Origin of the sequence: Mesorhizobium sp. B2-1-3 (assembly GCF_006442495.1) — a bacterium.
Taxonomy (GTDB): Bacteria; Pseudomonadota; Alphaproteobacteria; order Rhizobiales; family Rhizobiaceae; genus Mesorhizobium.
Window position 1 is genome coordinate 120,564 of record NZ_VFWL01000012.1, and the last position, 13,761, is coordinate 134,324.

14 protein-coding genes are annotated in these 13,761 nt (G+C 61.2%); 3 read left to right on the forward strand and 11 right to left on the reverse strand.

Annotated elements, in window-relative coordinates:
* Positions 1 to 500: 500 nt before the first annotated feature.
* Positions 501 to 1,103, reverse strand: coding sequence for an NAD(P)-binding domain-containing protein (locus tag FJ973_RS20265; RefSeq protein WP_140557393.1), 603 nt, complete (start codon positions 1,101 to 1,103; stop codon positions 501 to 503).
* 86 nt (positions 1,104 to 1,189) lie between these two features.
* Positions 1,190 to 1,924: an SDR family oxidoreductase gene (locus FJ973_RS20270; protein WP_140498268.1), complete on the reverse strand. Its 735-nt coding sequence runs from the start codon at positions 1,922 to 1,924 to the stop codon at positions 1,190 to 1,192.
* A 277-nt stretch (positions 1,925 to 2,201) separates the two neighbouring features.
* On the opposite strand from FJ973_RS20270, the gene FJ973_RS20275 reads away from it, so the two are divergent.
* Both FJ973_RS20275 and FJ973_RS20280 read left to right on the forward strand, forming a co-directional pair.
* Complete coding sequence (locus tag FJ973_RS20275) at positions 2,202 to 3,113, forward strand: LysR family transcriptional regulator (protein WP_140557395.1); 912 nt, start codon at positions 2,202 to 2,204, stop codon at positions 3,111 to 3,113.
* 99 nt (positions 3,114 to 3,212) lie between these two features.
* Positions 3,213 to 3,803, forward strand: coding sequence for a GNAT family N-acetyltransferase (locus FJ973_RS20280; protein WP_140557397.1), 591 nt, complete (start codon positions 3,213 to 3,215; stop codon positions 3,801 to 3,803).
* Positions 3,804 to 3,893: 90 nt separating this feature from the next.
* Here FJ973_RS20280 and FJ973_RS20285 read toward each other — a convergent pair whose 3' ends face one another.
* A complete protein-coding gene (locus FJ973_RS20285; protein ID WP_140557399.1) occupies positions 3,894 to 4,733 on the reverse strand; it encodes a hypothetical protein in 840 nt (279 codons plus the stop codon).
* Positions 4,734 to 5,290: 557 nt separating this feature from the next.
* Between FJ973_RS20285 and folP the strand changes: the two genes are divergently transcribed.
* A complete protein-coding gene (gene folP, locus FJ973_RS20290) occupies positions 5,291 to 6,067 on the forward strand; it encodes a dihydropteroate synthase (RefSeq protein ID WP_246675713.1) in 777 nt (258 codons plus the stop codon).
* Positions 6,068 to 6,076: 9 nt separating this feature from the next.
* Here the strand turns inward: folP and pqqE are convergent, their stop codons facing one another.
* From pqqE to FJ973_RS20335, 8 genes are all read right to left on the reverse strand, one after another.
* Complete coding sequence (pqqE, locus tag FJ973_RS20295) at positions 6,077 to 7,198, reverse strand: pyrroloquinoline quinone biosynthesis protein PqqE (RefSeq protein ID WP_140557402.1); 1,122 nt, start codon at positions 7,196 to 7,198, stop codon at positions 6,077 to 6,079.
* Positions 7,195 to 7,485: a pyrroloquinoline quinone biosynthesis peptide chaperone PqqD gene (pqqD, locus tag FJ973_RS20300; RefSeq protein WP_224680292.1), complete on the reverse strand. Its 291-nt coding sequence runs from the start codon at positions 7,483 to 7,485 to the stop codon at positions 7,195 to 7,197. The genes pqqE and pqqD overlap by 4 nt, the downstream gene beginning before the upstream one ends.
* Positions 7,485 to 8,243: a pyrroloquinoline-quinone synthase PqqC gene (gene pqqC / locus FJ973_RS20305; RefSeq protein WP_140557404.1), complete on the reverse strand. Its 759-nt coding sequence runs from the start codon at positions 8,241 to 8,243 to the stop codon at positions 7,485 to 7,487. Before pqqC ends, pqqD begins: the two co-directional genes overlap by 1 nt.
* On the reverse strand, positions 8,240 to 9,178 hold the full coding sequence (pqqB, locus tag FJ973_RS20310; RefSeq protein WP_140557406.1) for a pyrroloquinoline quinone biosynthesis protein PqqB: 939 nt from the start codon (positions 9,176 to 9,178) through the stop codon (positions 8,240 to 8,242). The genes pqqC and pqqB overlap by 4 nt, the downstream gene beginning before the upstream one ends.
* Positions 9,179 to 9,591: 413 nt before the next feature.
* Positions 9,592 to 10,152, reverse strand: coding sequence for a PQQ-dependent catabolism-associated CXXCW motif protein (locus FJ973_RS20320; RefSeq protein ID WP_140557408.1), 561 nt, complete (start codon positions 10,150 to 10,152; stop codon positions 9,592 to 9,594).
* On the reverse strand, positions 10,149 to 11,042 hold the full coding sequence (locus FJ973_RS20325) for a substrate-binding domain-containing protein (RefSeq protein ID WP_140515132.1): 894 nt from the start codon (positions 11,040 to 11,042) through the stop codon (positions 10,149 to 10,151). The genes FJ973_RS20320 and FJ973_RS20325 overlap by 4 nt, the downstream gene beginning before the upstream one ends.
* The gene (locus tag FJ973_RS20330) at positions 11,014 to 11,538 is read right to left on the reverse strand and encodes a c-type cytochrome, methanol metabolism-related (RefSeq protein ID WP_140515133.1); all 525 of its coding nucleotides are present in this window, start codon (positions 11,536 to 11,538) and stop codon (positions 11,014 to 11,016) included. Before FJ973_RS20330 ends, FJ973_RS20325 begins: the two co-directional genes overlap by 29 nt.
* 176 nt (positions 11,539 to 11,714) lie before the next feature.
* The gene (locus FJ973_RS20335; RefSeq protein WP_140498243.1) at positions 11,715 to 13,616 is read right to left on the reverse strand and encodes a methanol/ethanol family PQQ-dependent dehydrogenase; all 1,902 of its coding nucleotides are present in this window, start codon (positions 13,614 to 13,616) and stop codon (positions 11,715 to 11,717) included.
* Between the last annotated feature and the right edge of the window lie 145 nt (positions 13,617 to 13,761).

A 13,761-nucleotide genomic window follows, 5' to 3' on the forward strand; every position in this document is an offset into this window, starting at 1 on the left:
GATGGGCCCGCCCGTGGACCGTGCCATAGCCGCCTTGGCGCCGGTATTGTTTCCAGGACCGAGTACCTTCCGGACGATCGTTTGACGGCGCTTTCGATCTCGGATCACAAGCCGTTCACGCAATCCTTCGCGGCGTGTCTGAAGGTTCGCCAAACGCTACGTCCGATAGAGGCTTTCATGCAGCTGGTCAGGGATCATTAGAGTGACCGCGGTACTTCCGCCCTTTTAGGGCGTTGCCCAGCAACCAAGTGCCTTTTTGCGCCGCCGCATGGCATTGCTGCCGGCGCAATCGGTTAGTCCGCAGCCCAAAGCTCTACGACCAATTGCGGCCGCCGCATGGCGCAGGCTTGACCGCTCCCCGCTCTTCGAACGGCGCCTATACGCCGTTAGGCCCACCCCAGCCTTCGCGACCTTGTGGTCTTCAAATATTCGGTCGCGCGCTGCTCGAAGAAGTTAGCGCGCGACCAGGTCTCGGCGTTGATCACGCGGTTGTAGATTGACTACTGCTCCTTCTTGAACAAATCTTGGAAGATGAGGTGGCCCCAGGTGCGGCCGCGTGCGTGCACAAGCGCGCCACCCTCGTCGAGCTTTCCCAGCTTGACGGGTGCGAACCCGAGTTGTTTGGCCAAGGCCGCCACGGCGGCGGTCGCGTCCTCGTCGTCACCAGACAGAAAGACGACCCGGTGGCCGCCCTCGACGATCGGATCGGCAGCCAGGGTGGCCGCAGCCAGGTGATTGAACCCTTTGACGAGCTTGGCGCCGGTGAACGCCTTCGCGACGAAGGCGGAGGACGGCAGACCGTCCAGCTCTTCGGGGAGAACTCCAAAAGTGTTCATCGCGTCGATGACCGTCTTGCCTTCCCAGTTCGGCAGGGCTTTCGCGACCTCGCGATGCTCCCAGAACGGGACCGCCAAGATGATTGTGTCGGCCTCGAGCGCATCCCGCAGCGACTTGGCAATGACCGTGGGTCCAATCGCCCGAGCCTGCGGCGCCAATGCCTCGGGCGGCCGGCGGCTCGCGACGGCCACCTTGATTTTCTTACGGGCGAAGGCCTGGGCGAGGGCCTGGCCTATCTTGCCGAATCCTACAATTGCATAGCTCATAATACTTCTCCGATCCGTGTTGATGTCGATTCCCGGCCCTCAACGGCGCTGGTTAATTGAATGGAGTGCCGGCCGGGCGTGGCGCCTCAGAGTTGCGCAAGGCCGCCGTCGACGGCGACCTCGCTGGCGGTCATGAAGCTGCTGTCCGACGACGCGAGAAAGGCGGCGACGGCCCCGATCTCCGCCGGATCAGCCATTCGCTGGAGCGGTGTCATCGCGGCGAAGACCTTCTGGCCCTCCTCGCCCAGCGCTTCTTTCGCGAGTTCGGTCGCGGTCGCCCCGGGCGACAGCACGTTGACCCGGATGCCGGTGCCCTTCAGGTCCTCCGCCCAGGTCCGCGCGAGGTTGCGCACTGCCGCCTTGCTCGCGCTGTAGGCGCTCATTGCCGGGGCGCCCGTGGTGCCGGCGCTCGATCCGGTCAGGATTATCGAACCGCCTTGGCCCATCAGCGGCAGCGCCTTCTGGACAGTGAAGATCGTACCCTTCACATTGGTGTCGAAGGTTTCGTCGATGTGCTCGGCGGTGATCTCGCCGAGCGCAAGCTGGCTTCCCGCCCCGGCATTGGCGAAGACAATGTCGAGGGTTCCGCGCTCGGCCTTCACCGTCGCGTAGAGTCGGTCGAGGTCGGCCTCATCCGAGACCGAGCCCGTCACCGCGCGGGCATTTGGCCCGAGCTCGGCCAGAGCCGCGTCGAGCGTTTCCTGCCGGCGGCCGAAGATGAAGACGAAGGCGCCCTCCTCGATGAAGCGCTTTGCCGCGGCGCGGCCGATGCCGGTAGCGCCGCCGGTGATGACTGCAACCTTCCCGTTTAGCTTTCCCATGACTTTTCCTTCCAGGCTCTGCCTTTGATCGTTCGGGAAGAACCCCGAGAGCCTGGAAATAAGTCTGCAGGGGTCAGGCTTTGAGTGCGGAAGTGCGCACATCGGTGGTGCAAAATCGATCCGGTCGGACGACTGCCGCCAGCCGCGACGAATTGGTGTCCGTCGTTCGGAATTGGGCCGCGCTCGTCGACATAAGCTATGATAACTGCCCACACTGCTGTACGACTGCGTTGGATACGGGCTTTGGAAAGCGCACCGCGCGGTGCGGGATCGCGCCATGATCGACTGGGATGATGTTCGCTATTTTCTGGCCGTGGCGCGCGGAGGCTCGGTGCGGGCCGCCGGCGAGCGCCTCGGTGTGAACCACTCGACCGTGCTGCGACGCGTTGGACAGCTCGAGGAACGCCTTGGGGCGCAGATGTTCGAAAAGCTGCCTTCGGGCTACCGCCTGACGGCTGCGGGCGAGGAGGTGCTCGAGCTCGCGAACCAGATGGAAGCGTCGTCGCACCAGTTGGAGACACGCGTCTTCGGGCGCGACCAGAGCGTGCGCGGGCTTCTGCGGGTGACATTGGCTCCGACCCTTGCGACACACCTGCTCATGCCTGATTTCGCCGAGTTCGCGCGTCTGCATCCGGACATCGAGATGGACGTCTTGTCGTCCGGGGAGCTGGCAAATCTGACCAACCGAGAGGCCGACGTGGCGATCCGCGTCGTCTATGACCGCAAAACCCTGCCGCTCAATCTTCACGGCCTGAAGGGGCCAGAGTTGTTCGGCGGCGTCTATATGTCCCGCGATCGACTCGCCGCCTGGCATGCGGGCGCGCCCGATCCCGTCCGGTGGATCGTCATAAGCATTCATGGAATTCCGGACTGGGCTCGCGAGGGCGAGGTTCGCACCACGGAGGTTCCATTCAGGACCACGGACGCCGAGGCACAGATCGTTGCGGTACGGCAAGGGCTCGGGATCACGACACTGCCGTGCTTCGTCGGAGATGCCGACCCCCTGCTGGTGAGGGTGCCGGGTACCGACCTGCACATGTACGGAACGCTCTGGCTTCTCACGCAGGGGGAGACACGCAAGACGAAGCGCGTGCGGCTCTTCACGGAATTCGTATCCCGCAGGCTCGCCGCGTACGCTCCGCTTCTCGCGGGACTGTCCATATCGCGCGACCGACGCCTGGCGGGTTGACGGCCTGCCTTGCCGACGGCTTTCCGGGGGGCTTGCCGGCTGCTTATGATTGCCGCTTTCCGGCTATCATTGGCGCCGCCTCAGGTGGAAAATGCTTCGATGGAAACTGTCCGATTTCCCAAGCTCACGACACCAAGGCTCGTGCTTCGGGCGCCGAGAAAACGGGATATCCCGGCATGGTTTGCGCGCGCGACGGATGTCGAATCCGCCTCTCTTGCCGGCGATCCTGTTCCCGACGACATAAGCGCGGGCGAGCGATGGTTCGCCCGTTCGCGTCAGCGTTTCGCTGACGGTACGGCGATCCAGTGGTCCATAGATCAAGTAGGAGTTTCGGAAGCGATCGGGACAATAACCCTGTCCTTCGGCGCAACCGACGCCAAGGCAGCCGCATTGGGATTTGTGCTCGCGCGTGCGCATTGGGGGCACGGACTGGGCAGCGAGGCGGCGCGCGAAGTTCTCCGCTACGCTTTCGAAACTCTGGCGCTTGAACGGGTGACGGGCGAAGCGGCGGCGCGCAATTTTGCCTCGGTGCGGATATTTGCGAAGCTTGGATTCAAACATGTCGAGAGCTTCATCGATGAGTCCGACGGCGAGCGTTGCGAGCGCTTTACGCTCGACCGAGACATCGGGCCGTCACTGTTGGCAAGCAACGCGATGCGGACTGCTAGGGCTCTGAGCCATGCCCAATAGCGTTGCTCCGGCGAGTCGATACTGAATCTGCGCTTGCGCGCCATTCTCTCGACAAGACCAACGGCTGGACGCGATCGAGCGCAGGCAGGTTCAATTGGTGCTGGTTGTGGCAGTGAACCCGCACTGCTTCTGTTCCATATCGATCTGCTTCGTGATGCGGACGGCGTTCTGTGCGTAGGCTTCCGTCACGGAGCCACTATTCACGGTCTTGTCCTTCAGCGGACTCACGCCTGCGCAGAGGTGGAAAACATGCGGCTCGGTGGACTTCGCGGCTCCGTTTTCGGGCGCGATCCAGTAGACGACGTCCTGACCTGCGGGGTGGCTCGCGTCTCGCGTCGCCGCCGCCACCGCGGCGGTGTCCGTCGCGATCGCCTGCGCCTGAGCGGCGACGTCGGGCGAACAGGCAGTGGTGGGCTGCCCCGACTTGATCTGGGCTGCGCATGCGTTCATATCCTGGGTGTATTGTTCGACCGACGGGGGTTTGAAGCTGATCCCCATGATCGTCGCGAGCACGGCCAGCGCAGCGCCGACGCCGCCGGCAACCTTCTTGGTCCGCGGGTCCATGTTTTTGTCGGTGAGGATGAGGAAAACCAGCGGGAGAAAGGCAATCAGCGTGATGATTGCGCCGAGCTGGTTTTGGAAGAAGAACCTGGCCGTGTCGGATGCACGGGCCGGATCATGCCTGTTCGCCGCCTTCCACAGCAAGTTGCCGGCGATTGCGAAAATCGCGATGCCGACCAGAAGGCCGATGATCAGCGGCAGGTGTGCCTGATCGAATTTGTTCTGGCGAAGCAGCATAATCCCGTAGATTTCGCCGCCAATGGCGACGATCCACGAGAGTGCGGCGAAAAGACGAAGACGCGTGGCGGAGGACTTCTGGCCCTGCGTCGCTTGCCAATCCTTGGTAACGTCTGACTTGTTGTCGGTCATTGACCAGATCCCCTGATATCGACACTTAGGCGGGCGGCGTTAGCAGCGTCATTGAACGAGCATTACTTGCCTTAGCGATGCGGGCAAAAATGTGAGCGCCACGGCAGGCTTAATCCTCATACATATTGCGCATGAGTGAAACCGTCCATACTCATTGAGGCAGACGCCTATGCAGCGATGGCTCCGTTAATCTCTGGCCCGAACTGACGACACCAGCCGAAAATCGAAATTGCCATTGCCATCTCCGTGGTTCCTTCCTCGGCGGCTCTCGCACACCCTGCGGCGCCCGAACATTCGCTTCTCGCACTGTGGGGTTATGATAGCCTGGGCGACCGAAAGATCGAATACGACGCGAATTCCACAATGACGATGACCACGACACCAACTGCGGTATTGCGTGGCATGGAGCTCAGCATCCCTCGCGAGAATGCACCCGGTAGACTATGTCCGAGCGATCACCAGGGAGGCGTGGCGTCGATGCTCGCCGCGCTCGCCCGATGAACCGTTGGCAACTTGCTCATGGACGGTATCTCGATCTTGGTGCGAGATCGTTACTGATGGGGATCTTGAACGTTACGCCGGACAGTTTTTCCGACGGTGGAGAATTCGATCGGCCGGAGCGGGCACTCGAACAGGCACGGCGTATGATCGGCGAGGGCGCGGCGATCATTGATGTCGGGGGCGAGTCCACCAGGCCCGGCGCCGGCAGCGTTTCGGCGCTTGAGGAACAATCGCGTATCCTCCCGATCATCGAGGCGCTGTCGTCGGACGGCGACTGCATCGTTTCGGTTGACACCTATCGGGCCGAGACGGCGCGTCTCGCGGTCGCGGCGGGTGCACATATCGTCAACGACGTACACGGCCTGCAGCGCGAACCCGACATTGCGCACGTCGCGGCGGAAGCTGGCGCTGGCCTGGTCATCATGCACACCGGGCGCGACCGGGAAAAATTGGCCGATGTAATCGCCGACCAGTTCCTGTTCCTGAACAGATCGCTGGAGATCGCGCGCAACGCCGGCATCCCGGACGACCGCATCGTGCTGGACCCAGGCTTCGCTTTCGCCAAGAGCGGAGAGGAGAACCTTGAACTCATGGCTCGCTTCGGCGAACTGCGCGCTCTTGGTTTTCCATGGCTCGTCGGCACCTCGCGCAAGAGGCTTGCCCATCACCTGGTCGGCGAAAGCGACGAAGGGCGGGACGTTGGCACAGCTGCAACCAGCGTCATCCTGCGGTTGAAGGGTGCTTCGATTTTTCGTGTGCACAATGTCGGGATCAATCGCGATGCCCTGGCTTTCGCCGACGCAGTGCGCGAGCGCGAGAATACGGCGGAATGAAAGAACCTGTCAGGCGGGCTCGGTCACGACGCCGATACGCCGGTAGGTGAATGGTTCGTCCTCCGAAGGAACTGTCGCGGTACGCTTGGCTTCGTCGATCAGCATCGCCATGCGCGCGTGGATCGGCGACTTCGCGCAAGCCGGATCCGTTGCGGCGGCATCGCCGGCGATCGCCATCGCCTGGCAGCGGCAACCGCCCCAGTCGATCTCGCGTCGTTCACAGCCGCGACAGGGTTCCTGCATCCAGTCCGTGCCGCGGAAGGCATTGAACGCCGGCGAATCGGCCCAGATCGAGGAGAGGGTGTGTGGTTTGAAACGCTCGAAGCTGAGCGACGGGATCGTCTGCGCGGCATGGCACGGCAGCACGGTGCCGTCAGGCGCCACCATGAACGCGTCACGCGCCCAGCCACCCATGCACGGTTTGGGGTAGATGGCGAAATAGTCTGGTGTCACGAAATCGATGTTGATAATGCCGGCCAGCCGCTCGCGTGCTTCCGCGACGATTTCCGCCTGCCGGTCGACTGCTGCACGCTCGGGCATCAGCTGATCGCGATTGATCAAAGCCCAGCCAGCGTACTGGACGTTGGCGATCTCGAGCCTCTCCGCGTCCAGCGAAAGGGCAAGATCGATGAACTCCGGTACCTCCTCGATGTTATGGCGATGGATCGGCGCGTTGATGGTGAGAGGCAAGCCGGCAGCTCGCGCGCGGCGTGCCGTCTCCAGCTTCTTGTCGTGGCTGCCTTTGTGGTTGCCGATGCGTTCGGTGGTCTCAGGCCGTGCGCCCTGAAAGCTCAATTGCAGATGGTCGAGCCCGGCTTCGGCAAATGCTTCGATGCGGCCTTCGGCGATGCCGACGCCCGCGGTAATCAGATTTGTATAGACGCCGCGCGCTGAAAGTCCGGCGATCAATTGCTCGAGGTCGCGGCGCAGCGTCGGCTCACCGCCTGACAGATGCACCTGCAGAACACCGAGATCGGCGGCCTCCGAGAACAGGCTGAGCCAGGTCTGTGTGTCGAGTTCGCGATTGGCCTTCTGCAATTCGAGCGGGTTGGAGCAATAAGGACATTGCAGCGGGCAGCGATGTGTCAGTTCCGCCAGCATGCCGATAGGAGGGAGGAGGGGCGTGTTCATAGCTTCACCAGCAGCTTGTCCGACCACTCTTGCAGGAAGGCGATGACGTCGGCCGCCACGGCCTCCTCCTCGGCCTCATAATCCGTGGCAAGGCCGGCGATGATTTCGCCGACCGTGGACCGTCCGTCGCAGCGCCGCAATATGTCGAGGCTGATATCGTTCGGCCAGAATATTCTCTCCGGTGAAAGCACGGCGAACGCCTGCCGCACGGAATCGTACTGTATGCGCACGTGCTTCGGCAGGAAGGGTATCGATCGCAGCGACACCAAGGCTCTTTCGCGCAGCATCATGGGGCTGCCTCGGGGCGGAAGGCGCCGGGCGGTATGTTTTCCGGCTCGCCATAGGCGTGTTGAAGCGCATCAAGCATGGCCCAGAGTATATCGCATTTGAACACCAGCGCATCTATTGCCTGCTGCTGGCGTTCCGCCGTATCGGCATGGCTGAGCACGTAGGTGAGGGCGAAGTCGGCGTCGCGCGAGGCTTGTTCGGGCCGTTGCTTGAAATAGGCCAGCGTATCCTCGGTGATATAATCGTATTTGGCCAGCATCGCCGGTACGCGCTCGCCGATGATGAGCGGTGAGAACATCTCGGTCAGCGACGACGCGACCGCCTCCAACAGCGTCCGGTTGGTGCAAAAGGAGAGATAGGCCCCCACGGCGAACCGTGTCGCCGGCAGTGCCAGCCTTTCGCTCTTCACGGCCTCGGCGTCCAGACCGAGCGAGGTTGCCAGATGCAGCCAGCGCGCGATACCGCCGCTCCAGCCGTCCTCGCCATCATGGTCTTCGATACGTTTGCGCCAGGCGGCGCGAAACGCCGGATCCTCGGCATGTGCGAGGATCATGGCATCCTTGCGCGGGATGACAGCCTGGTAGCAATAACGGTTCAGCGCCCAGGCCTTCATCTCGGCCTTCGACAGCGCGCCGCTGGTCATCCTGTGATGGAAGGGATGATGATTGTGGTAGCGCTCGGCGCCGACCTGCCTCAGCACGGCTTCGAGATCGCTCGTGGACAGGCCGCCTTTGGCCGCATCGCGGAAATCGTTCAAAATTCCATCTCCATGCCGTCGCCTGCGACTTCCCAGCCTGCCGCCTTGACCGCCGCGTGTTCGGCCGAATTCTCGTCAAGGATCGGATTGGTGTTGTTGATATGGACGAAGACGCGGCGGCCCAGCCTCACATCGGCCAGGCTGGCGATCGAACCCGCGTCTCCCGAAATCGCCAGATGCCCCATGCGCGCGCCGGTTTTCTGACCGACGCCGGCGACGATCATCTCGTCGTCGGTGTAGACAGTGCCGTCGAACAGAAGACAGGCTGCATCGCAAAGGCGCGCGCGCAGCGTCGCATCGATGCGCGCGCAGCCTGGGATGTAGAAGACAGAATCGCGGCTGCCGTTACCCGCAATTCGGACTCCAATCGTGTCACCGGCGTCGGAGCTGAAATTGGCATCCGGATGGTCTTTGTCCTCCAGATAGAGTGCTATCTTTCCAGGCACCGGAAAGCTCTCGATCATCACGCCGGTCTCGCGGCCTTCGGCATCGCAGATGACCAATTCTTTCGCTGTCGGCAGGATGCGCCGCGGCACGACCGCCGGATCGAGAACGTTGAAAATCGAATTCGCCTCCAGCGTCGCCAGAACCTGCGCCGTTGCATAGATGGCGAAAGGCTGCCGCTCGCGCAGGCTGAGCAGTCCGGCGATATGATCGACATCGGCATTGGTCAGCACCACCGCGCGGATAGGGGTCGAGCGCAGCGGCGCGTCGCCCGCAGGTTGCAACTCTGGCGTTGCCGCGATCTGCTGGCGAATGTCGGGTGAGGCATTGAAAAGGACCCAGCCGACCCCATCCGCCGAGGCGATGACACTTGATTGGGTTCGTGAATGCACGCCAGCCATCCCGGAGCGGGCCGCACGACTGAGACGATAATTGCAATTCCATTGCGGAAAGCCGCCGCCTGCCGCCGATCCGATGATCCTCAAACGCATGAAAATGCCCGCCCCGCGGCTTCTCTGACCAGCAGGCAATTTGCAGCCCTGAAAAGTGCCGCGCGCGCCCTACACGCGTCAAAACCTTTCGCCAAAACCCTTGCGGGGATGCGTGCCCCTGTTGCCAGGGACACGCACCTCTGCGGCCTACCTCTTGGGAGTAATTTCGGCAGGCAGATACCGAGAAATTTCCATGCCCGCAGCAACCTGGCACATGGTCGGTTTTTTCCAGTTCTTCTTCATGACATTTCTCCTCTTATACCAGTCCGTAGGGACCGATCCCTGTTGTTAGCCAACCATTGCAGGGCACCAAAGCAATGGCTCGTCCATCACGTCTCAAAATGGACAAATGAAAAAGTAGGTTTTGAAAAATCGAAAAGCAAAACTACCTGGAATAATTGCATAACCTTTCTTCAATTGTTCGTTTCATATGGTTTTTTCACCTCCAGCGGAAGATTTGCACCTTCCCACCCATCAGCGCCGAGTGGATACCAGATTACCGAACTGTAGCCCCACTCGATCGCCCGTTTAGCGGCATTCCAGGACATCCAGCAATTCGTCATGCAATAGAACAGAATCGCTCGCGATTTGTCCGTGCCGGCCTTGGCTTCGAGGCCTTGGCGAAAATAGCTGGTGGTCTCTTGCGAAATAGCGCCGTATCCCACGTTGGCCAGCCATGTACTGCCTGGAATGTCCTTTCTAACCTTGTCTCTCCATATCGTTCCTGCCGGCAAATTGGTCGGCTTGGGCGTGTTCGGCATCACGTCGAAGAAGACAGCTTTCTTCGCTCGCCACAGCGCTTCAGCTTCCGCCGTCGTCACCACCCTGGCGCCTTGCAGCGTCGGCGGCACCGGCGCCCGATAGTCGTCCATCCGATACCCGTTGGGTTCGACGATCTCGCCAGCCCGCGTCGGTTCGGCCAGACCCATAAGGCTCGCAGCGACCAGCAAAAAAACAGTCTCCCTTCCCTTCATTGGGTGATCGGTTTGTCGTGTTCGTCGATCAGCGGCACGTTGTAACTCAGCAGGAGCCTGTTGATCTCCGCCTGGTTTTCCCTGATCACCCGGTTGAGCGTCCGCTTCCATTCCTGGTCGGACGGACGTACGCCCATGGTGATGCGGTAGGACATGCGCGAGCCGGTTTTTTCCTTTACCAGCGGAACAATCGCCACATCGGCTCCAAGTTGCTTGGCATAGTAGCCTGCCATCGGTCCCCACAGGACCGCCGCGTCGATCTTGTGGGCCAGCATGTCCTTGATCATGACCTCCCCCATGGAGGGGGTGACACGCGTATCCACCGCAAGCGGATAGATCTTGGCGGTCCGCAGAAGCTTGTTGGCGGCCATGTTGGCGGTTGGCGGCGTGCGCTCGACAACCCCGATCGTCTTGCCCGTGAGTTTGGGATCCTCGATCGTTTCGACGCCCTCCATATCGTTGCCTTTCGGGTAGACCAGCACATAGGTGGAGCGATAATAGGCGTTGGTGTTCTGCACCAGTTCATCGCCTTGGGCATAGCCCATGATGATGTCGCATCGGTTGGCCCCCAGCGTGTTGCGAACGAAGCCGGTGACAAGTGGAAACCAGGTATAGGCGACGGACTTCCGTCCGGTTTTCGCGGCTACCAGTTCGGCAAGTTTGTTTTCGAAGCCTTCGCCGCTCTTGTCGGTGAAGGGCATATTCGAAGGATCGGCGCAGACGCGCAGAATGTCGGGATCGACCAGTTCTCCCGCCGCGCCGAGGCCGGCGCCTTGCGCCTGCGCGTTCGATGGCAACAAGGCCAGCGCGCCTAGAATCGGCAGAACGACGCGCAGCTTCAATGCACCGCAGCCGTTCATGTCATCCGCCCATGCAGGATGCTTCGGCATCCTTCGCCGCCTGCGGCTTGTCTTCGTGCTTGGGCGGCCTGCCGCGTGGCGCCGCACCATCGGCGCGCGCGCGCAGGTAGACATAGAGATCGTCCAGGTAGCAATAGACGTTCTTGTTGTCGCCAAAGGCAGGCATGACGTTTTCCTTGCCGCCGCCGACATTCTTGCGGCCCTCGGCGACGATCGAGAGGAACGTGGCGTAGTCCATGGTTTTCAAGCTGTTGACCAGGGCCGGCGCGTAGCTCGAACCTGTCGCATCCTGTCCGTGACAGACATGGCAATCGGAGTGATACCGGCGGTAGCCGCTGAACGTGTACCAGTCGACGGTTCCGTTCTCGATCTTGTAGGTCGGATTTCCATCCGCATCCAAATACTTGCCGCCTTCTTGCTTCACCGCCTTGGCTTTTTCCATGCTGTCCTCGGCCCACGCCACGCCTGAGCTTGCCAGAGGCAGCAGAGCCAGGACGAAAGCCGAAATTACAATGCGAACGGACATTCAAACGCTTCCTTCATTTGCCGTGGACACGGTTTTGCTGCCGTGGCCGGCATTGATCGGTGTGTCGGGGGTGCAACCGCATCGAGAGCCCGGCCATGGTTTCGGATGATCCGGGCTCTCGTTTTTCAAACCTCCGGTCCAACAAGACCTGAGGCGTGCTTAAGGTTCCCCGCCCGTCAGTCCGGGAGACCGAAGACGGTGAGCTGACCGCCCAGCGTCGTATAGTCGGCAAGTGCCGCGTAGCCGCCGACGGCACCCAGACCAGCGGTACCAACGACCGCGGACTGATCGCCTTGCGCACGGCCCTGATCGACGGCGCCATGCCAGGCAGCAGCGTTGTCAGGCGAAAGCAGACCGCCTGCCAGACCGATACCTGCCCACCCACCGACGCCGGACAGAACGGCGATGTACTGCTTGCCGTCATGCTCGTACGTGGTGATGTTGCCGATGATGCCGGACGGGGTCTTGAACTTGTAAAGTTCCTTGCCGTCCTTATCGACCGCCTTGATGTAGCCTTCGAGCGTGCCGTAGAAGACGACGTCGCCATCTGTCGCCAACGCGCCCGACCACACGGAGAACTTCTCAGGCTTCGACCAGACGATCTCGCCCTTGGCCGCATCCCAGGCAATGAAGTTGCCCATGCTGCCGTCGCCGCCAGGTGCCGGGTACATCGACACTGTGGCGCCAACATAAGGCTGACCGGCGGTGTAGCTTACCTTGTACGGCTCATAGTCCATGCAGACATGGTTGGTCGGAACATAGAACAGGCCGGTTTTCGGCGAATAGGCAGCTGGCTGTTGATCCTTCGTTCCAAGCGCCGCCGGGCAAATACCCGTCGAGTTGGTGTCTTCGCCGTTCTGCTGGGTCGAATATTTCGCCACGACCTGCGGGCGACCATACTGTTCGCTCTTTGGGTCCATGACGACTTCCGTCGCCCAGTTCACCGCTGGATCGTATTTCTTGGCGACGAGAAGCTCGCCGGTGGCGCGATCCATGGTGTAGGCGAAACCATTACGATCGAAATGCACCAGCACGTCGTGTTTGGCGCCATTGACCTCCATGCCGTCGACGAGGATCATCTCGTTGATGCCGTCATAGTCCCATTCGTCATGCGGGGTCATCTGGTAGAGCCATTTGGCAACACCGGTATCGGCATCGCGGGCCATGATCGTCATTGACCAGCGGTTGTCGCCAGGCCGTTGGACCGGGTTCCATGTCGAGGGATTGCCGGTGCCGTAGTAGACCAGGTTCAGCTTGGGATCATAGGAATACCATCCCCATGTCGTGCCGCCGCCTGTCTTCCATTGCTCGCCTTCCCAGGTGTTGGTGCCGGAATCCTTGCCTACCGGCTTGCCCAGCTGGGTGGTTTTCTCGGGATCGATCAGGGTGTCGGCGTCGGGACCTTCCGAATAGGCTTTCCAGGCAAGTTTGCCGTCTTTCAGATTGTAGGCGGCCAGCCAGCCGCGAACGCCGAATTCGGCGCCGGACACGCCGATGAGTACCTTATCCTTGACCACGACGGGGGCAGCCGTGCCGGATTCGCCTTTGCCGCCGTCGGTCATGTCGCCATTCTTGACCGACCAGACGACCTTGCCGGTCTTTGCATCGAGGGCGACGACCGTGGTGTCGGCCTGATTGAGAATGATCTTGCCGTCACCATAGGCAACACCGCGATTGACCGTATCGCAACACATGATCGGAATGACATTCGGATCCTGCTTGGGCTCGTATTTCCAGAGGATCTTCCCGTCATTCTTGAGGTCGAGCGCAAAGACATTGTTTGGGAAGGGCGTATGGACATACATCACATCGCCGATGATCAGCGGTCCACCCTCATGCCCGCGCAGCACGCCGGTGGAAAAGGTCCATTTGACCTGCAGGTTCTTCACATTATCCGCAGTAATCTGGTTGAGTTTGGAATAGCGGGTGTTGGCGTAGTCACCCGTCTGCATCGCCCAGTTCTTCGCATCCGAAGCGAGCTTTGCAAGATCCTCGTTGGCCGACGCCGTATAGGCCGCGCCGAGCGACAGAAACGCCGCAGTGGTTAGAATATACGTAGCTTTCGTAAGTACACGCATCCGAATTCCTCCCGGGGTTCACAGTGATGAATCGACTGTCAGGCCCACAAGGGCTCGCCCAAGCGATTCACGGGGGGGAAATATTTCCGGCAGCGTGTCACGACCTAAGCCAGATGTGCAGAGGGCACCGTTACTGCCCACCTCA

What these genes read in the sequence shown, in the direction of transcription:
- folP (WP_246675713.1), top strand. Translation starts at nt 5,291, where the DNA reads ATGGGGATCTTGAACGTTACGCCGGACAGTTTTTCCGACGGTGGAGAA.
- FJ973_RS20275 (WP_140557395.1), top strand. Translation starts at nt 2,202, where the DNA reads ATGATCGACTGGGATGATGTTCGCTATTTTCTGGCCGTGGCGCGCGGA.
- FJ973_RS20285 (WP_140557399.1), bottom strand. Translation starts at nt 4,733, where the DNA reads ATGACCGACAACAAGTCAGACGTTACCAAGGATTGGCAAGCGACGCAG.
- FJ973_RS20280 (WP_140557397.1), top strand. Translation starts at nt 3,213, where the DNA reads ATGGAAACTGTCCGATTTCCCAAGCTCACGACACCAAGGCTCGTGCTT.
- FJ973_RS20320 (WP_140557408.1), bottom strand. Translation starts at nt 10,152, where the DNA reads ATGAAGGGAAGGGAGACTGTTTTTTTGCTGGTCGCTGCGAGCCTTATG.
- pqqD (WP_224680292.1), bottom strand. Translation starts at nt 7,485, where the DNA reads ATGCTGCGCGAAAGAGCCTTGGTGTCGCTGCGATCGATACCCTTCCTG.
- FJ973_RS20265 (WP_140557393.1), bottom strand. Translation starts at nt 1,103, where the DNA reads ATGAGCTATGCAATTGTAGGATTCGGCAAGATAGGCCAGGCCCTCGCC.
- FJ973_RS20325 (WP_140515132.1), bottom strand. Translation starts at nt 11,042, where the DNA reads ATGCCGAAGCATCCTGCATGGGCGGATGACATGAACGGCTGCGGTGCA.
- FJ973_RS20330 (WP_140515133.1), bottom strand. Translation starts at nt 11,538, where the DNA reads ATGTCCGTTCGCATTGTAATTTCGGCTTTCGTCCTGGCTCTGCTGCCT.
- pqqE (WP_140557402.1), bottom strand. Translation starts at nt 7,198, where the DNA reads ATGAACACGCCCCTCCTCCCTCCTATCGGCATGCTGGCGGAACTGACA.
- FJ973_RS20335 (WP_140498243.1), bottom strand. Translation starts at nt 13,616, where the DNA reads ATGCGTGTACTTACGAAAGCTACGTATATTCTAACCACTGCGGCGTTT.
- FJ973_RS20270 (WP_140498268.1), bottom strand. Translation starts at nt 1,924, where the DNA reads ATGGGAAAGCTAAACGGGAAGGTTGCAGTCATCACCGGCGGCGCTACC.
- pqqB (WP_140557406.1), bottom strand. Translation starts at nt 9,178, where the DNA reads ATGCGTTTGAGGATCATCGGATCGGCGGCAGGCGGCGGCTTTCCGCAA.